A 17,984-nucleotide genomic window follows, 5' to 3' on the forward strand; every position below is an offset into this window, starting at 1 on the left:
CGCCCGGCAGACGAACTGACCGGCGAACGCGGCGCCCCGCCCGGCAGCGCCGGTCAGGGCGTCGGCGACGGCGCGGTCGGCAGCGGCGTCGGGCTGAACGAGTTCTCCCAGATCGCCCGCGAGCCGGCCTCGCCGATCAGCACGACCTCCACGATGGTGCCGACGGCCAGCACCAGGGCGATCACGGTCAGCACGACGAGCACCACCCGGTGCACCACCGGCGACGGCTGGCGCCGGGAGCCGGGGCGATCGATGAAGAAGAACCACGCCCACTGCAGCACCGAGAACACGAACAAGGCGATCACCCACGGCAGCAGCGTGCGCCCGAGGGCGGCGTGCTGCAGGATGAGCGGCGTCGACGGCACGCGCGCCTGCAACCACTCGCCGGCCTCCGTCACCACCGGCACCAGCACCAGGTCCGCCAGCGCCAGCAACGGCACCACGATCCCCAGACGCCGGCGCGCCGCGGGCCAGATCGGCACCAGCAGCGCGGCGACCGCCGTCAGCGGGATCAGCACCACCACGAAGTGGACGAGCAGGACGTGCAGCGGCAGCCCGTTGACCTCCACGACGGCCCCTACTCGGTCACGGTCACGGAGTCGCCCGAGACCTGCGCCTTCAGCTTCGGCAGCGGGTCGCGCGCGGGACCGTTCAGAACGTCGCCGGTCGCCCCGTCGAACCGGGAGCCGTGGCACGGGCAGTCGAACTCCTTGCCCTGCGGCGCCACCGTGCAGCCCTGGTGCGTGCACACCGCGCTGAACGCGACCACCTTGCCGGCGCTCGGCTGAGACACCACGATCGGCTTGCCGCCGAGCGTCGCCGACACCGCACCGCCCACCGGGATGGACGCCAGCGACACCTCGGCGGTACCCGAACCGCCGCCCGAGCCGCCGGAGCCGCCCGAGTCGCCCGAGCCGTCGCCGGAGCCGCTCGAGCCGTCCGCACCACCCGGTGTGCAGGCGGCGAGCAGCAGGGCGCCGGCGGAGACTCCGCCGATGGACACGAGCGTTCGGCGGGTGAGCGGTGCGTGGTCGTTCATGCGGGTTCCTCCCGTTCGGCGGATTCGTCTCTTACCGTATTCACGAGACGATGCAGCGGTCGGTTCAACCGTGGCGTGTGAACCTTTCCACCGGCTGCATCGTGTACAGGGTGGAGGTGAACATGCCGGAGGAGGACGCCCGCTTGCTGCGCGAACTGCACGACCAGCACGCGCAGGCGGTCTGGCGGTACGTGGTGCACCTCACCGGCGACCGGGCGATGGCCGACGACATCGTGCAGGAGACGCTGCTGCGCGCCTGGCGGAAGCCCACGGTGCTGGACCAGTCCCAGCAGTCCGCCCGCACGTGGCTGTTCACCGTGGCGCGCAACCTGGTGATCGACGGGCGCCGCAGCGCGCAGCACCGGCACGAGTTCGGCACCGACGAGGTCCCGGAGCGTCCGGCCCCGGACAGCGAGGCGGATGCGGTCCTCGACGCCTGGCTGGTCTCCGACGCCCTGGCCGAGCTGTCCGTCGAGCACCGGGCCGTCATCGTCCACGCCTACTACGGCGGACGCTCGGTGGCCGAGATCGCCCGCGAGCTCGACATCCCCGAGGGCACCGTCAAATCGCGCCTCCACTACGGACTGCGGGCCCTGCGGCTCGCCCTTCAGGAGAGAGGGGTGACGGAACGATGACCACCCACGACGAGTTCGCCACCTGGGACGCCGCGTATGTGCTCGGCGCGCTCTCACCGGCCGAGCGGCGCGAGTTCGAGGCGCACCTGCGCGACTGCGAGCGGTGCTCGGAGGCCGTCTCGGAGCTGGCGGGTATGCCGGGCATCCTGAGCCGGGTGCCCCGCGAGCAGGCGTTCGCCCTGCTCGACGAGGAGGCGCCGGAGGCGGCACCCGCCGATGACCGCGGGCCCTCCCCGGAGCTGCTCCCGGCGCTTCTGCACCGCGTCCGCCGCCGGCGGGTCCGGGCGCGCTGGCTGATCGCGGGGCTCTCCACGGTCGCCGCTGCCCTGCTCGTGGGCGTCGCCGCGCTCGTGCTGCCGACCGTGCTCAACCCGGTGTCCGCGCCGCAGACGGCCGTCGCCATGCAGCAGGTCGAGCCGAGCCCGCTCACCGCGGACGTGCGGCTGACCGCCGAGCCGTGGGGCACGCGCATCGACTCGACCTGCAAATACGCCCACGTCGGCGGTGAGGAGGGCTCGCACGCCTGGACGTATGCGATGGTCGTCACCGACCGCGCGGGTCAGCAGTACACGATCTCCACCTGGACGGCCGACGAGGGCACCACCGCGCGCCCGATCGCGACGACCAGCGTGCCGCTGAAGGACATCGCGAGCGTGGACATCCGTGCCGCCGGAGCCGGGACCGTCCTGCTCCGCAGCACCTTCGACTGACCGGCGGGCGACGCCTCGGGACCCGGCTCAGTCGGCGCGGGGGAGGCGGATCGTCGCCTCCTGCGCGACGCTCGCCACCAGGCGTCCGTCGCGGGTGAAGATGCGTCCCTGCGAGAGGCCGCGGCCGCCGCCGGCGGTCGGCGACTCCTGCACGTACAGCAGCCACTCGTCGACGCGCGCCGGGCGGTGCCACCACATCGCGTGGTCGAGGCTCGCCGCCTTCAGCCCCGGCGTCGCCCAGGCGATGCCGTGGCGGCGCATGACGGACTCCATGATCGTGTAGTCGCTCGCGTACGCCAGCGCGGCGCGGTGCAGCGCCATGTCGTCCGGCATCTCGCCGATCGTCCGGAACCACACCGCCTGGTGGGCGACGCGGTCGCCCTCCACGGACAGGTAGATCGGTGAGGTGACGTGCCGCATGTCGAATGGCCGCTGGCTGGCCCAATACTGCGCGACCGGGTGCCGGACGTCCTCGAGAGTGGAGGCGGTGGAGGGCAGCTCCTCCGGTCCAGGGATGCCGTCCGGCATCGCATCCTGGTGCTCGAAGCCCTCGTCCTCGGTCTGGTACGACGCGATCATCGACAGGATGGGCAGGCCGTTCTGGTAGGCCTGCGTCCGTCGGGTGGAGAACGAACGGCCGTCGTGGATGCGGTCGACCGAGAAGGTGATCGGGAAGTTCACGTCACCCGGCCGCAGGAAGTACCCGTGCATCGAGTGGATGCTGCGGTCGTCCTCCACGGTGCGGGTCGCCGCGACGATGGACTGCGCGAGCACCTGGCCGCCGAAGACACGGCCCAGCGGCATCCACTGGGAGGGGCCCGTGAAGATGTCCTCGCTGGTGCGTGCACCGGTGTCGGTGAGATCGAGCGCGGTCAGTAGGGAAGCCAGGGGCTCGGTCACGGTGCCTCCAAGTCGATGGTCTGTTGGTAGTTTAGACACCCGATGAACCAGTCGTTTTCCCTGATGGATGCCCTCGCCGTCGCCGACCTGCAGACGTATCTGTCTCGGGCGGCCCGTGTCGAGGAAGGTTCCGTGCGCCTGATCGCCGGTTCGGGCGTGCTCGCCGTCTACACCGCGATCCTGTACCCGCGAGGGCTGCTCGACACCACGCCGACGGTGCTGGGCCTGCGGACCTTCGCCATCGGGAACGACGCCGAGTTCGACGCCGTCGTGCCGATCCGCTCGCTGCTCGACCGGGTGGCGCGCGTGCGCGAGAGCGCCGAGGCGGCCGCTGCCGAGGCGCAGGCGGAGTCGGGCGCCGCGCCCGACGGTCCGATCGAGATCCGGCTGCCGCTGGAGGTGTCGACGGTCACCTGGGCGGGCATCTCCCCGCCGCGCGGCGGCTGGCACAAGGTGGGCGAGACCGATCCCGGCCGCCTGCGGACAATGGCGCGCGACGGCATCGCCGAGGTCGCGGAAGCGGTCCCGACGGGGACCGGCGAGCAGCTCGTCCAGCGCGTCCGCGCCGAGGTGTGGGGCCGCGAGATCGAGGGCCTCGAGTACGTCCCGGCGGGCGCCGGCTTCGCCGCCGAGAGCCTCGGCTTCCTCGGCGACGACGAGCCCGTCACCATCCACGAGACCGGCACCTGGACCCGCCTCACCACCCGCCGCGGCCACACCCTGGTCCGCCGAGCCTCCTGGAGCCTCCGCCGCTAACCCCCCCCCCGCACCGCATCAAGCCCCGCCCCTCCGTCGAGTCCTCAAAAAGTGCACGCGACACGCCGCAAAGGCGTTCACTTTTCGAGGACTCGACGGAGGGGGAGAGGGCGCAGGTCAGGCGAGGGCGGCGGCGCGGCCGGCTTGGCGGCCGGAGAACAGGCAGCCGCCGAGGAACGTGCCCTCCAGGGCGCGGTAGCCGTGCATCCCGCCGCCGCCGAAGCCGGCCGCCTCGCCGACCGCGTACAGCCCCGGCACCGGACGGCCGCCCGGGCCGATCACGCGCCCGTCGAGGTCGGTCTCGATCCCGCCCAGGCTCTTGCGCGTCAGGATGTGCAGCTTGACCGCGATGAGCGGTCCCGCCGACGGGTCGAGCAGTTTGTGCGGCGGCGCGACGCGGATGAGCCGGTCACCCCGGTACTTCCGCGCCCCGCGGATCGCGGCGAGCTGCAGGTCCTTGCCGAACTCGTTGTCGAGCTGCCGGTCGCGCTCGTGCACGTGCCGGGTGACCAGCTCGGTGTCGAGGGGGACGTCCGCGATGCGCTGCATGCCCGCGAGCAGCTCGTCCAGGGTGTCGGCCACCACGAAGTCCGTGCCGTGCTCCTTGAAGGCCTCCACGGGGCCGGGGGCGCCCGGTCCGACGCGGCTGGCGAGGAGGCGCAGGTCCTTGCCGGTCAGGTCGGGGTTCTGCTCGCTGCCGCTGAGCGCGAACTCCTTCTCGATGATCCGCTGCGTCAGCACGAACCAGCTGTAGTCCGAGCCGGTCCGGCGCAGGTGCTCCAGCGTCCCGAGCGTGTCGAAACCGGGGAACAGCGGCGACGGCAGCCGGTCGCCGTGCGCGTCGAGCCACAGCGACGACGGACCCGGGAGGATGCGGATGCCGTGCCGCTCCCACACCGGGTCCCAGTTGGTGATGCCCTCGGTGTAGTGCCACATCCGGTCGCCGTTGATGAGGTGCGCGCCGGCGGTCTCCGCGATCCCGAGCATCCGCCCGTCGACATGCGCGGGCACGCCCGACAGCATGTGCGCGGGCGGCTCGCCGAGGCGCGCGGGCCACGCGGCCCGCACCAGGTCGTGGTTGCCACCGATGCCGCCGGACGCGACGATCACCACGGGGGCGCGGAACTCGAAGTCGCCGGTCACCTCCCGGTTGCTCGGTGCGCCGCGCTCGGCGGGGTCGGGCGCCAGCACGGCCCCGCGCACTCCGACCACCCGGCCGTCTTCCACGATCAGCGCGTCGACGCGGTGACGGTTGCGGAGGGATGCGCGTCCGCTGGCGGCGGCCGACTGCACCCGCCGGGCGAAGGGTTCGACCACGCCCGGTCCGGTGCCCCAGGTGATGTGGAAACGCGGCACCGAGTTGCCGTGGCCTCCCGCCGAACCGCTGCCGCGCTCCGCCCAGCCCACGACGGGGAAGAACCGGAGGCCCTTCTCGTGCAGCCACGCGCGCTTCTCGCCGGCGGCGAACTGCAGGTACGCCTCGGCCCAGCGGCGCGGCCAGTGGTCCTCCGCCCGGTCGAAGCCGGCCGACCCGAACCAGTCGTCACGGGCGAGGGCGAGCGAGTCGTGCACGCCCATCCGCCGCTGCTCGGGCGAGTCGATCAGGAACAGCCCGCCGAACGACCACCACGCCTGTCCGCCGAAGGAGGCCGAGGGCTCCTGCTCGACGATGGTGACGCGCCGTCCCGCATCCAGGAGTTCGGAGGCGGCGACCAGTCCGGAGAGGCCGGCTCCGACGACGATCGCGTCCGTTTCGTGTGTCATCCGTGTCTCCTTCGGCACCGGGATGGCGGGGGAGGGCTACTCCTCGAATGTGTTGACCATAGCGAACGCCGCCCGCTCGAGGTAGCTCCAGAGCGTCTCCTCCTGGAGGGGCGGCAGCTCGAGCCGCTCGACCGCGACGCGCATGTGGGCGAGCCAGCGGTCGCGGGCGTCCGGGTTGACCTTGAACGGGTTGTGCCGCATCCGGAGCCGGGGGTGACCGCGCTGCTGGCTGTAGGTGGTGGGACCGCCCCAGTACTGCTCCAGGAACAGGAGCAGCCGCTCCTTCGCCGGTCCGAGGTCCTCCTCCGGGTACATCGGACGCAGCACCGGGTCGTCGGCGACCCCGTCGTAGAACACGTCGACGAGGCGCTGGAAGGTCGGACGGCCGCCGACCTCGTCGTAGAACGCCTTCTGCGGGCCGGTGGGGATGAGCGGCAGGCTCACGTCGGGTCTCCGTCCGTGCGCTTCTCGGATGCGGACTTCGGGGCGGCACCCGCCGGCTTGTTCTCGATCGCCGGGGTGACCCGGATCGCGCCCGGATCGGCCGGAGGCGTCGCCTGCGCCGTGCCGCGCTTGGCCGCGGCGCGGGCCTTCCGGCCCTTCAGCGGCGGCTCGGTCGTGACGGTCGGGCTGGGGCGGGTGCGCGGCGGCTTCGCGCCCATGACGCTGGCGGCGCTGTCGAAGCCGGTCAGCACGACGGCTGAGAGGGAGGGCAGCTTCACGTCCAGCTCGTCGAGCGCCTGCTTGATGCGGAGGCGCAGCTCGCGCGACACGTCGTCCTTGGCGGTCGTGCGGGTCTTCAGCACCAGGCGGATGACCATCGCGTCGGCCGAGATCGACTCCAGCCCCCACAGCTCCGGCTTCTCCAGGATGCGCGAGCGCCACTTGGTGCTCGACGCCAGCGCGTTCGCGGCCTCGAGCATCTTGGCCTGCACGGCGTCCATGTCGACGTCGTACGGCACGGCGACATCGATGATCACCCGCGCCCAGCCCTGCGACATGTTGCCGACGCGCAGGATCTCGCCGTTGCGCACGAACCAGAGCGTCCCGTTGACGTCGCGCACCTGGGTGACGCGGATGCCGACCGCCTCCACGACACCGGTCGCCGACCCGAGGTCGACCACGTCGCCCACGCCGAGCTGGTCCTCCATCACCATGAACAGGCCGTTGAGCACATCCTTGACGATGTTCTGCGCGCCGAAACCGAGACCGGCGCCGATCGCTGCCGTGAGGAGCGCGAACGACCCCAGCACATCCGGCACGAACACGTTCAGGATGAGGATGATCGCGATGATGCCGATCGTCACGTTGACGATGTTCGTGAGCACCGAGCCGAGGGTCCGCGTGCGCTGCACGAGGCGCACGGCCGCGAGCGGCGAGGCGACCAGCGCCTGCGTGTCGCTGACGTTCTGCCCCTTCTTCACGCCGCTGACGATGCGCTGCACGACCTTGCGGATGACCACCCGCAGGATCCAGCTCAGCAGGAAGGCGCCGCCGACGATGCACGCGGCGCTGAGGATGTTCCAGCCGGCCGCGACGGCCCACGACCCGAGTTCGGTCCAGAAGGTTGCTTTCAGGATCTCCATACCGCTCCGAGCCTAGCGAGCCGTGCCTTGGCGGTCGCTGGACCGGCCGGGCGGTTCACGGTTCCCGCAGTCCGTTCTCGTAGGCGAAGATCACCGCGTGCACGCGGTCGCGCAGGTGCAGCTTGGCGAGCACGCGCCCGACGTGCGTCTTGACCGTCGACTCCGTGAGGTAGAACCGGGCGCCGATCTCGCCGTTGCTGAGCCCCTCGCCGATGGCGGCGAGGATCTCGCGCTCCCGCGGCGTGAGGGCGGCCACCGGGTCGTGGCCCGGAGCGGGGGATGCGCCGCCCGCCGGCAGCCGGTCGGCGAAGAGCTCGAGCATCGCGCGCGTGACGCGTCCCGACACCGCCGCGTCCCCGGCGGCGACGCTGCGCACTGCGGAGACGAGTTCGTCGGGCCGCACGTCCTTCAGCAGGAAGCCGCTGGCGCCGGCGCGCAGACCGCCGAAGGCGTACTCGTCCAGGTCGAAGGTGGTCAGCACGATCACGCGGGCCGACGGCTGCGCCGCGATGATGCGCCGGGTGGCCTCGATCCCGTCGAGCACCGGCATCCGCACATCCATCAGCACGACATCGGGCCGGAGCTCCGCCGCCAGCCGCACCGCCTCGGCGCCGTCGGAGGCCTCGCCCACCACGACGAGTCCGGGCTCGGCCTCCAGCACCATGCGGAAGCCGAGGCGGACGAGCTGCTGGTCGTCGACGAGCAGGAGGCGGATGGGGCCGTCGCTCACGGCGTCTCCTTCCGGGTCGGGGTGGATGCGGGGGTCGGGGTGGATGCGGGGGTCGGCGTGGATGCGGGGTCCGGCGTGGACGCGGGGTCCGGGGTGGATGCGGGAGCCGGGTTGGATGCGGCGCCCGCCGCGCCTCGCAGCGCCGGGAATACCGCCCGCAGCCGCCAGCCGCCGCCCGGCCGCGGTCCGGCTTCGATCGTGCCGCCGTACAGCCCGACGCGCTCACGCAGCCCGAGCAGTCCGCGTCCCGACCCCTGATGCGGCGGGCCGTGCACGGTCGCGTCGTCGTCCACCGTCAGGATCACGCTTCCGGGCTGGAAGACCGTGACGACCCGCACCGCGGTCGCCGTCGCGGCATAGCGCAGCACGTTGGTCAGCCCCTCCTGCACCACGCGGTACACGGTCAGCTGCTGCCCGGCGTCCTCCGGCGGCACCCCCGACACGGTGATGCGCACCGGTAGGCCGGCCGCGCGGAACGTCTCGATCAGCGCGCCCAGGTCGGCGACGCCGGGCTGGGGTGCGCGTGCCGCGGGCTCGCCGTCGTCGTCGCCGAGCACGCCGAGCAGGCGCCGCATGTCGGCGAGGGCCCCGCGGCCGGTCTCGGCGACGAGCCGCATCGTCTCGGCGGAGCGATCCGGCGCGGTCGCGGCGAGGCGCCCGGAACCGTCGGCGAGGGTGATCATCACCGTGAGGCTGTGCGACACGATATCGTGCAGCTCGCCCGCGATGCGGCTGCGCTCCGCCGCCGTCGCGATCTCGGCCTGCTGGTCGCGCTCGCGCGCGAGCTGCCGGGCACGGTCGATGAGCGCATCCAGGTACCGCCGCCGGTTGCCGACGTTGCTGCCGATCAGCACCGCCACGGCCGAGAAGAGGAGCACGATGATGCCGGCGGGGAGCGCCGCCGTCCGCAGCTGGGTGAACACCTGGGCCTGCTGGAGCAGCACCTCGGTGGTCAGCGTCGCGACCGTGACGGCGGCGGTGACGGCGTACGCGATCCAGGCGGAGCGGATGGAGCGGTACACCGCCAGGGCGTAGAGCGCGAACAGCGTCGGCAGCAGGTCCACGTCGCGGCCCAGGAACACGCTGGCGCCGAGGACGAGCGTCGCCAAGGCGAACACGACCACCGGCCGGTGCCGGCGCGCCAGCAGCGCGACGCCCGCGGCCGCGGAGAGCACCAGGAGGACGGCCTCCTGCACGCTCGGCCGCATGGCGAAGCCGACGAGCGACACGATCACCGTCGGCACCAGGTAGAGGGCCGCGAGCAGCACATCCACGACGAGGGGATGCGCCGCGAAGTAGCGACGGATCGCCCCGGGCGGCCTCGGCAGTTCGAGGCCGTCCGGGGCGTCCGGTGCGGGGGAGGGAGCGGTCACGTCGGCGGTCAGGCGTCCCTGCGCTGCAGGAGGAGCGCGCCGCCGACGAAGGCGACGGCGGCCCAGACGAGCACGGTGAGCACGTTCGCCCACGGCTCGAGGTCGCCGTTGGCGAGACCCGCCATGCCGGAGCCCGCGTTGCTGATCAGGTAGTGCTGCGCGTCGGTGACCCACTGCGTCCGCGTCAGGCCGCCGACCAGGCTCGCGATGATCGGCAGGACGAGCAGCACGCCGAGGGCGCCCGCGATCCCGCCCGCGGTGGACTTCAGAATCGCGCCGACCCCGAGGGCGAAGACGGCCACCAGGCCGAGGTAGGCGCCGGCTCCGAGGATCGCCCAGAGGGTGTCGCTCGAGAACAGATCTCCCGTGTAGCCCTTCGCGGTCAGGATGGGCACGGCGACGGCCCACGACGCGGCCGAGCTGATCAGGCCGGCGAGGAACGCCACGACGAACAGCACCAGGGTCTTGGCGCCGAACACCGGGAACCGGCGCGGGACGGCCGTGAAGGACGAGCGGATCATGCCGGTCGAGAACTCGCCGCTGATGACGAGCACGCCGAGCACGGCGATGACCAGGGAGGCGAAGGTGAGGCCCGCGGTCGCCGCGGTCTGCGCGAAGTCCGCCGCCTGCGCCTCGACGGCCGCGCGCTGTGCAGCGGAGACTCGGTCCACCAGGGTCGACTTGTCGGGGATCGCGACGGCCACCAGGGCGGCGATGCCGACGACGAGCACGACCGCGCTGATCAGGGTCCAGAACGTCGAGCGCAGCGTCCAGAGCTTGATCCACTCCGAGCGGACGACCCGCGCGAAGTTGAGGTGGCCGAGCGAGGTGTGCGGGTGGACCGTGCCCTGCTGGGTGGTGGTGGCGGTGCTCATCGGCTGACCTCCGTGCGGTATTCGACGTCGTCCTGGGTGAGTTCGAGGTAGGCCTCCTCGAGGGAGGCGCTGATCGGCGTCAGCTCGTGCAGCACGATGCCGTCGCGGGCGGCGGTCTCTCCGATCTGCGCCGCGGTGAGGCCGGTGACCTCCAGCAGCTGCGCCTCGACGCCGGTGACGGCGACGTCGGCGCCCGCCACCGCCCGGGCGAGCTGTTCGGGCTGCGGGGTGCGCACGCGGACGGCATGCCGGGTGGCCCCGGCGAGGATGGTGTCGACCGGGGCGTCCGCGAGCACGCGACCGCGTCCCAGCACGACGATGTGGTCGGCCGTCTGGGCCATCTCGCTCATCAGGTGCGACGACAGGAACACGGTGCGGCCCTGCGACGCCAGGTGACGGGCGAACTGACGCACCCAGAGCACCCCCTCGGGGTCGAGGCCGTTGACGGGCTCGTCGAGGATGAGCGTGGCGGGGTCTCCGAGCATGGCGGCGGCGATGCCCAGCCGCTGTCCCATCCCGAGCGAGAAGCCGCCGACGCGCTTGCTCGCGACCGTCTCGAGTCCCGTCATGCCGATGACCTCGTGCACGCGGGACTTCGGGATGCCGTGCGTCGCGGCAAGCGCGAGCAGGTGCGCGTAGGCGGTGCGCCCGGTGTGCACGGCCTTGGCGTCGAGCAGGGCGCCCACCTCGGTGAGCGGGGAGCGGAACTCGGCGTAGCGCTTGCCGTTGATGAGCGCGCGTCCGCGGGTGGGCCGGTCGAGTCCCATGATCATCCGCATGGTCGTGGACTTCCCGGCGCCGTTCGGGCCGAGGAAGCCGGTGACCTTGCCCGGCTGGATGGTCACGGTGATGTCGTCGACGGCGGTCTTCTCGCCGAAGCGCTTGGTCAGGTGATCGAGCTGGATCATACGTCCGAGACTAGGGGCGCGGCTCGCGTCACGGCATCCTCCCGCGGTACCACCCCGGAGGACCGCCTGGTACGACGGAGGGGCCGTGCAGACGCACGGCCCCTCCGGTGATCGCCGCGATGGGAGCGCTCGGCTCCGATCAGGCGGCGGCGTCCCGCCTCTGAGCCGCGAGCGCGCGCTCGACGCCTGCCAGGTTCTCGACCACCATGCGGCGCAGGGCGGCCGGCTCCGGGTTCGCGTCGAGCCAGGCGCGGGTCGCATCCCGCAGCTCCTCGTTCGCGAGCGGCGCCGGGTACATGCCCTCGACCAGGTATTCCGCGATCTTGTAGGTGCGCGAGGTCCAGATGCCCTGCAGGGCGGCGAAGTACGGCTCGACGAACTGCGCGAGCACGGACTTGTCCTTGGCGCGCTGGAACCCGATGCCGGTGTACCGGACGATCGTGTTCGGCAGGGCGTCCGAGGCGAACACCGAGTCCCACGCCGCTTGCTTGCCCTCGAGCGTCGGGATGCTCGCGCGGGCCTGCGCGGCGAACTGGCCGCCGTTCGCGGTGTTGTCCGCGGCGAGTGCCGCGTCGATCTCGGCGGTGCCCGCGGCGCCGCCGGCGACCAGCGCGATCAGCAGCTCCCACGAGAGGTCGGTGTCGACGGTCAGACCGTCGAGGGTGACCGAGCCGTCGCGGAGTGCGGCGATCGTCGACAGCTGCTCGTCGGTGGAGGCCAGCGCGGCGAAGAACTTCACGAACTGGAACTGTGCGTCACTACCCGCTGCCGCGCCCTTGGCCAGCTCCCACAGAGCGTCGGCTGCGCCCTGGGCGGTCTCCTTCTGGCGCTCCGGCGCGACGTAGGCCGTCGCGGCGAGCACGAGCTGGTTCAGCGTGGTGCGGATGGTGGTCGACTCGGTCTCCGAGGCGATGTTCCCGAGCACCAGGCGCACGTAGTCGCTCGCGCTCGTCTCGGCGTCGCGGGTCGCATCCCACACCGCGCCCCAGACCAGGGAGCGGGCGAGCGGGCTCTCGATGTCGGACAGGTGCTCGATCGCGACCGCGAGCGACTGCTCGTCGAGACGGATCTTCGCGTAGGCGAGGTCGTCGTCGTTGATGAGCACGAGATCGGGGCGGCGGGTGCCGACGAGGTCGGCGACCTCGGTGCGCTCCCCGTCGACGTCGAGCTCGAAGCGCTCGTCGCGCGTCAACTTGCCGTCGCGGAGGTTGTAGAGGCCGATCGCGAGGCGGTGCGGGCGGATGGTCGGGTAGTCGGACGCCGCCGACTGCAGCACGGCGAACGAGGTGATCGTGCCGTCCGCATCCACCGTCAGCTCGGGACGGAGGGTGTTGACGCCCGCGGTCTCCAGCCACTTCTCCGACCATCCGGTCAGGTCGCGGCCGCTGGTGGCCTCGAGCTCGACCAGCAGGTCCTTGAGCTCGGTGTTCGAGTGCGCGTGCTTCTTGAAGTACTGCGCGACGCCCGCGAGGAAGTCGTCCTGGCCGACCCACGCCACCAGCTGCTTGAGCACCGAGGCGCCCTTCGCGTAGGTGATGCCGTCGAAGTTGACCTGCACATCCTCGAGGTCGTTGATCGTCGCGACGATCGGGTGCGTCGAGGGCAGCTGGTCCTGACGGTACGCCCAGCTCTTCTCCATCGCGGCGAACGTCGTCCATGCCTCGGTCCACTCGGTGGCCTCCGCGGTCGCGAGCGTCGACGCGTACTCGGCGAACGACTCGTTCAGCCAGAGGTCGTTCCACCACTTCATGGTGACCAGGTCGCCGAACCACATGTGCGCCAGCTCGTGCAGGATCGTGACGACGCGGCGCTCCTTGATCGCGTCCGTGACCTTCGACCGGAACACGTAGGTCTCGGTGAAGGTCACCGCACCGGCGTTCTCCATCGCGCCGGCGTTGAACTCCGGCACGAACAGCTGGTCGTACTTCTCGAACGGGTAGGCGTAGTCGAAGCGCTCCTCGTAGAACGCGAAGCCCTCGCGCGTCTTGTCGAAGATGTAGTCGGCGTCGAGGAACTCGGCCAGGCTCTTGCGGGTGTAGACGCCGAGCGGGATGGTGCGGCCGTCACGGCTGGTGAGCTCGCTGTGCACCGACTCGTAGGGGCCCGCGACGAGCGCGGTGATGTAGGAGGAGATGACCGGGGTCGGCGCGAACGACCAGACCTTCTTACCGTCACCCGCCGCCTGCGGCTCCGGGGTGGGGGAGTTGCTGACGACCGCCCAGTGCTCCGGTGCGGTGACGGTGAAGGTGAACTCGGCCTTGAGGTCGGGCTGCTCGAACACGGCGAACATGCGCCGCGAGTCCGGCACCTCGAACTGGCTGTAGAGGTACACCTCGCCGTCGACCGGGTCGACGAAGCGGTGCAGGCCCTCGCCGGTGTTGGTGTAGACCGCGTCGGCGTCGACGGTCAGCTCGTTCTCGTCCTTGAGACCGTCGAGCTGGATGCGCACGCCGTCGCTCACCGTGGAGGGGTCGAGCTGGACGCCGTTCAGGGTGACGGCGTGCACCGTCCGCGTGATCGCGTCGATGAAGGTCGACGCGCCCTCCTTCGCCGAGAAGCGCACCGTCGTCGTGCTGCGGAACGTCTCCGGCCCGGTGGTCAGGTCGAGCCTGACGTCGTAGCTGTGGGTGCGGACGAGCGACGCACGCTCCTGCGCTTCGATGCGGGTGAGGTTTTCTCCGGGCAACGCTGGCTCCTTCGAGGGGATGACTAAAGAGGTCGAACGTGTGGATCGTGTCCACCGCACCCACCTTAGCCACCGAGCCGTCGAGGGTCGGCGGTCCTCCCTAAACTGTGGATATGCGCATCCACATCGCCACCGACCACGCCGGCCTCGACTTCAGCACGCATCTGCAGGAGCACCTGAGCGCGGCGGGTCACGAGGTGATCGATCACGGTCCGACGGAGTACGACCCGATCGACGACTACCCGGCGTTCTGCATCAACGCGGCGGCCGCCGTGGTCCGCGACCAGCAGGCCGGCGTCGAGGCGCTCGGCATCGTCTTCGGCGGTTCGGGCAACGGCGAGCAGATCGCGGCGAACAAGGTGCGCGGGGTGCGCGCAGCGCTGGTGTGGAGCCAGTCGACCGCGCTGCTCGCCCGGCAGCACAACGACGCCAACGTCATCGCCATCGGCGCCCGGCAGCACACGGTCGAGGAGGCCACGGGCTTCATCGACGCGTTCATCGCCGAGCCGTTCTCGTTCGAGGAGAGGCATGTGCGCCGCATCGCCCAGCTGGCGGAGTACGAGGCCACCGGCGACATCGCGGGCAAGAACGTGGACCACTGATGCCCGAAGGCCACTCCGTCCACCGCATCGCGCGGCAGTTCGCCGTCAACTTCGTCGGCCACCGCGTGGCCGTGTCGTCCCCGCAGGGCCGGTTCGCGGCCGATGCGACGCGCATCGACGGCCACGTCATGACGGATGCGCGCGCGGTCGGCAAGCAGATGTTCCTCGAGTTCGACAACGAGTTGTGGCTTCGCGTCCACCTCGGCCTCTACGGCGCCTGGGACTTCGCGGGCGACATCAGCATCGACCCGACGATCGCGAGCGCGAACGGACGGATGGGCCAGACCAACCAGCGCGGCACCGACCTCGGCGAGCCGATCCTCGACGCGGCGGGCGAGAACTCCCTCCACTCGATCGGCGCGCCCCGACGCACACGCCTGCGCATGGCCGAGTCGGAGAAGGTGGAGGCCGAGATCACGTCGTTCCCGCCCGAGCCGATCGGCCAGGTGCGCGTGCGGCTCCTCACCGACAGCGCGGTCGCCGACCTGCGCGGACCGACCGCCTGCGAGGTGCTCGACCCGGCCCAGGTGGATGCGGTGATCGCGAAGCTCGGACCGGACCCGCAGGTCGACGCCAGCCAGGAGGCGGAGGACCGCTTCGTCTCGATCGTCCGGCGCAAGCCCACCTCGATCGCCCTGCTGCTGATGGATCAGAGTGTGGTCAGCGGCATCGGCAACGTCTATCGCGCCGAGCTGCTGTTCCGCGCCCGGCAGAACCCGCACACGCCCGGCAAGAAGGTGCCGGAGGAGACGGTGCGGGCGCTGTGGCGCGACTGGGTGCACCTGCTGCGCATCGGTGTCGAGACCGGGCAGATGATGACGATGGACGACCTCGACGAGGAGTCGTACCGCAAGGCGATGGCCAGCCGCGACGACCGGCACTGGGTCTACAAGCGCGAAGGCCTCCCGTGCCGGGTGTGCGGGACCAACATCCTCATGGAGGAGCTGGGCGGCCGCAAGCTGTATTGGTGCCCGGTGGACCAGGCCTAGGAGGGCGCGATGCGACAGAACCCGAGCTTCACCCTGGGCGACCCCGACGAGCTGAAACGGCTTGTGCGCGAGAACCCGTGGGCCACGTTCGTCAGCGCCCCCTCGACCGGACTCGTCGCCTCGCATTACCCGGTCCTCCTCGACGAGACGCGGGCGGAGCTGAGCCTGCTCGCGCACCTCGGACGGCCGGACGAGCAGCTGCACGAGCTCGGGCAGCACGAACTGCTCATCGTCGTGCAGGGCCCGCACGGGTACATCTCCTCCGGCTGGTACGACGAGAAGCCCGCCGTGCCGACCTGGAACTTCATCGCCGCGCACTTCTCCGGCGTCCCGGAGATCCTGAGCGACGAGGAGAACCTCGAGGTGCTGGAGCGCCTGGTCGACCACTTCGAGGATGCGCTCCCGTCGCCGCGGCGGATGCGGGGCACCCTCAAGGACTCGGAGTACGCCGACCGCATCGCCTCCGGCACGGTGGGTCTGCGCCTGACGCCCACCCGCGTGGTCGCGAAGCAGAAGATGAGCCAGAACCGCCCGGACCACATCGTCGACACGATCATGTCCGAGCTCGGCGGCGACAGCCCGTACGCGAGCGAGGGGCTGCTCCGCGAGATGCGGATCGTGCACGAGCGGCGACGCGCGGCACGATGACGGTGGTGCTCGCCGGGGGCCGGATCCCCGCGGTCTCTGCGTTCGGTGTGTCCGGTGTGGACGGACTGGTGGATGTCGTGCTCGACGAGGGCAGGATCAGCGCGGTGCAGCCCGCCGGGACGGCGACGGACGTCGGGACCGTGGAGCGCATCCCGCTCGACGGGCGCTGGGTCGTGCCGGGGCTGTGGGACCAGCACGTCCACTTCACCCAGTGGGCGCAGACCGCGCGTCGGCTCGACGTGTCCCGGGCGGCGTCCGCGGCCGAGGCCGCGGCGCTGGTGCGGGAGCGGGCGGTGCGGGAGCGCGCGGCGGGCGCCTCCGGCGCCTCTGGCGACGACGTGCTGGTCGGCTTCGGCTTCCACGATGCCCTGTGGCCCGACGAGCCGACGCGTTCGCTGCTCGACGCGGCGACGGACCGTCCGGTCGTCCTGATCGCGGGGGACCTGCACTGCTCGTGGCTCAACAGCGCCGCGGCGCGACGTTTCGCTCCCGGCACCCCGGACGCCGTGCTGCGCGAGGACGCCAGCTTCGCGGTCACCAGCCTCCTGACCGCTGCCGACGACGCCACGCTCGACCGCTGGGCGGCTGACGCCGCGCGCGCTGCGGCGACGCGCGGGGTGGTCGGGATCGTCGACCTCGAGTACGGGTGGAACCTCGACGTGTGGATGCGGCGGATGGGCGCCGGCGGCGGGCGTGGCGGTGACGGCGTCGGCCGGAATGGCGGCGAGGGCGACGCTGCGGGTCTGCGCGTGGAGTTCGGCATCTACGGCGAGCACCTCGACCGGGCCGCCGGTCTGGGCTTGCGGACGGGCGCAGCCATTCCCGGCACCGGCGGCCTGCTGACCGTCGGGCCGTTCAAGGTCATCTCCGACGGTTCGCTCAACACCCGCACCGCCTTGTGCTCGCACGCCTATCCGGACGGCGGCCACGGCGTCGCCAACCTCACGCCCGCGGAGCTCGTCGAGCGGATGCGGTTCGCCGTCGACCACGGCCTGGAGCCGGCCGTCCACGCGATCGGCGACGAGGCGAACCGCCGGGCGCTGGACGCCTTCGCCGCGATCAGCGCGGGCGGTCGCATCGAGCACGCGCAGCTGATCGACCCCGCCGACGTCCCGCGGTTCGCCCGCCTCGGTGTGACCGCGAGCGTGCAGCCCGAGCACGCCATGGACGACCGGGACGTCGCCGACCGCCTCTGGCAGGGACGCAGCGGCCGCGCCTTCCCCCTCGCCGACCTGCACGCCGCCGGCGCCCGCCTGGCGTTCGGCTCCGACGCCCCCGTCGCGCCCCTCGACCCCTGGGCGGCGATCGCCTCCGCCGTCGGCCGCACCCGCGACGGCCGCGAGCCCTGGCACCCCGAGCAGGCGATCCCCGCGGACGTCGCGCTCCGCGCATCCACCCGCTCCACCCTGTCGCCCGGTCAGCCCGCCGACCTCGCCGTGCTCGACCGCGACCCGCTGGCGGCGTCGCCCGACGAACTCCGCACGATGCCGGTCGCCACCACCCTCCTCGCGGGCCGCGTCACGCACGACGCGTTGCGCTGACCCCCGCGCCCGGCGTCCCTCGGGCGCCCGCCGTCCGGGCACCATTCGTGCCGAATGCGGCGTCCCGCCCCGCCAATCCCGCCATTCGCGACGAATGTCAGCGCGGACGCCGCACCGCCCTCACGCCGACGCCTCGCAGCTCGGGCACGATTTGTGCCAAATCGTGGTTCTGACGTCGTCAAAACCGCGATTTGGCACAAATCTCGCACTCGCCTCCACGACGCGATCCCCGCGCACGCCCC

General features: G+C 71.8%; 18 protein-coding genes. 7 read left to right on the plus strand and 11 right to left on the minus strand.

Annotated features, from left to right (window positions below; all coding sequences use genetic code 11):
• Window positions 1-53 precede the first annotated feature (53 nt).
• Together J2W45_RS03180 and J2W45_RS03185 are read right to left on the minus strand one after the other, a co-directional pair.
• Window positions 54-569, minus strand: coding sequence for a hypothetical protein (locus tag J2W45_RS03180; protein ID WP_310128957.1), 516 nt, complete (start codon window positions 567-569; stop codon window positions 54-56).
• An 8-nt stretch (window positions 570-577) separates the two neighbouring features.
• The gene (locus J2W45_RS03185; protein WP_310128959.1) at window positions 578-1,039 is read right to left on the minus strand and encodes a QcrA and Rieske domain-containing protein; all 462 of its coding nucleotides are present in this window, start codon (window positions 1,037-1,039) and stop codon (window positions 578-580) included.
• A gap of 122 nt (window positions 1,040-1,161) precedes the next feature.
• On the opposite strand from J2W45_RS03185, the gene J2W45_RS03190 reads away from it, so the two are divergent.
• Together J2W45_RS03190 and J2W45_RS03195 are read left to right on the plus strand one after the other, a co-directional pair.
• Window positions 1,162-1,674, plus strand: a complete 513-nt coding sequence (locus tag J2W45_RS03190) for a sigma-70 family RNA polymerase sigma factor (protein WP_310128961.1) — start codon at window positions 1,162-1,164, stop codon at window positions 1,672-1,674.
• The gene (locus J2W45_RS03195) at window positions 1,671-2,384 is read left to right on the plus strand and encodes a zf-HC2 domain-containing protein (RefSeq protein ID WP_310128963.1); all 714 of its coding nucleotides are present in this window, start codon (window positions 1,671-1,673) and stop codon (window positions 2,382-2,384) included. The genes J2W45_RS03190 and J2W45_RS03195 overlap by 4 nt, the downstream gene beginning before the upstream one ends.
• Window positions 2,385-2,411: 27 nt before the next feature.
• On the opposite strand, the gene J2W45_RS03200 is transcribed toward J2W45_RS03195, so the two are convergent.
• On the minus strand, window positions 2,412-3,284 hold the full coding sequence (locus J2W45_RS03200; protein WP_310128964.1) for an acyl-CoA thioesterase: 873 nt from the start codon (window positions 3,282-3,284) through the stop codon (window positions 2,412-2,414).
• Between the two features lie 42 nt (window positions 3,285-3,326).
• Between J2W45_RS03200 and J2W45_RS03205 the strand changes: the two genes are divergently transcribed.
• Complete coding sequence (locus tag J2W45_RS03205; protein ID WP_310128965.1) at window positions 3,327-4,040, plus strand: hypothetical protein; 714 nt, start codon at window positions 3,327-3,329, stop codon at window positions 4,038-4,040.
• A gap of 117 nt (window positions 4,041-4,157) precedes the next feature.
• Here the strand turns inward: J2W45_RS03205 and J2W45_RS03210 are convergent, their stop codons facing one another.
• From J2W45_RS03210 to pepN, 8 genes are all read right to left on the minus strand, one after another.
• The gene (locus tag J2W45_RS03210; RefSeq protein WP_310128967.1) at window positions 4,158-5,804 is read right to left on the minus strand and encodes an FAD-binding dehydrogenase; all 1,647 of its coding nucleotides are present in this window, start codon (window positions 5,802-5,804) and stop codon (window positions 4,158-4,160) included.
• A 36-nt stretch (window positions 5,805-5,840) separates the two neighbouring features.
• Window positions 5,841-6,248, minus strand: coding sequence for a globin (locus tag J2W45_RS03215; RefSeq protein ID WP_310128969.1), 408 nt, complete (start codon window positions 6,246-6,248; stop codon window positions 5,841-5,843).
• Window positions 6,245-7,390, minus strand: coding sequence for a mechanosensitive ion channel family protein (locus J2W45_RS03220; protein ID WP_310128970.1), 1,146 nt, complete (start codon window positions 7,388-7,390; stop codon window positions 6,245-6,247). The genes J2W45_RS03215 and J2W45_RS03220 overlap by 4 nt, the downstream gene beginning before the upstream one ends.
• Before the next feature lie 55 nt (window positions 7,391-7,445).
• Window positions 7,446-8,120 (minus strand): response regulator transcription factor, encoded by a 675-nt coding sequence (locus J2W45_RS03225; RefSeq protein WP_310128972.1) that lies wholly within the window; start codon window positions 8,118-8,120, stop codon window positions 7,446-7,448.
• Window positions 8,117-9,493 carry a sensor histidine kinase gene (locus J2W45_RS03230; protein ID WP_310128973.1) on the minus strand — a complete coding sequence of 459 codons (1,377 nt, stop codon included), beginning with the start codon at window positions 9,491-9,493 and terminating at the stop codon, window positions 8,117-8,119. The genes J2W45_RS03225 and J2W45_RS03230 overlap by 4 nt, the downstream gene beginning before the upstream one ends.
• 8 nt (window positions 9,494-9,501) lie before the next feature.
• Complete coding sequence (locus J2W45_RS03235; RefSeq protein WP_310128975.1) at window positions 9,502-10,368, minus strand: ABC transporter permease subunit; 867 nt, start codon at window positions 10,366-10,368, stop codon at window positions 9,502-9,504.
• Entirely contained in the window at window positions 10,365-11,276 is a 912-nt protein-coding gene (locus J2W45_RS03240) for an ATP-binding cassette domain-containing protein (RefSeq protein ID WP_310128976.1), read from the minus strand. Before J2W45_RS03240 ends, J2W45_RS03235 begins: the two co-directional genes overlap by 4 nt.
• 139 nt (window positions 11,277-11,415) lie before the next feature.
• Entirely contained in the window at window positions 11,416-13,962 is a 2,547-nt protein-coding gene (gene pepN, locus J2W45_RS03245) for an aminopeptidase N (RefSeq protein WP_310128978.1), read from the minus strand.
• A gap of 113 nt (window positions 13,963-14,075) precedes the next feature.
• Between pepN and J2W45_RS03250 the strand changes: the two genes are divergently transcribed.
• From J2W45_RS03250 to J2W45_RS03265, 4 genes are read left to right on the plus strand one after another with little or no spacing between them, the layout of a single operon-like run.
• Complete coding sequence (locus J2W45_RS03250) at window positions 14,076-14,564, plus strand: ribose-5-phosphate isomerase (RefSeq protein WP_310128980.1); 489 nt, start codon at window positions 14,076-14,078, stop codon at window positions 14,562-14,564.
• Window positions 14,564-15,553 carry an Fpg/Nei family DNA glycosylase gene (locus J2W45_RS03255; RefSeq protein ID WP_310128982.1) on the plus strand — a complete coding sequence of 330 codons (990 nt, stop codon included), beginning with the start codon at window positions 14,564-14,566 and terminating at the stop codon, window positions 15,551-15,553. The genes J2W45_RS03250 and J2W45_RS03255 overlap by 1 nt, the downstream gene beginning before the upstream one ends.
• A gap of 9 nt (window positions 15,554-15,562) precedes the next feature.
• Window positions 15,563-16,201: an FMN-binding negative transcriptional regulator gene (locus J2W45_RS03260; protein WP_310128984.1), complete on the plus strand. Its 639-nt coding sequence runs from the start codon at window positions 15,563-15,565 to the stop codon at window positions 16,199-16,201.
• Window positions 16,198-17,742 carry an amidohydrolase gene (locus J2W45_RS03265; RefSeq protein WP_310128985.1) on the plus strand — a complete coding sequence of 515 codons (1,545 nt, stop codon included), beginning with the start codon at window positions 16,198-16,200 and terminating at the stop codon, window positions 17,740-17,742. The genes J2W45_RS03260 and J2W45_RS03265 overlap by 4 nt, the downstream gene beginning before the upstream one ends.
• Window positions 17,743-17,984: the final 242 nt, after the last annotated feature.

This window comes from Leifsonia shinshuensis (assembly GCF_031456835.1).
Classification (GTDB): domain Bacteria; phylum Actinomycetota; class Actinomycetes; order Actinomycetales; family Microbacteriaceae; genus Leifsonia; species Leifsonia shinshuensis_C.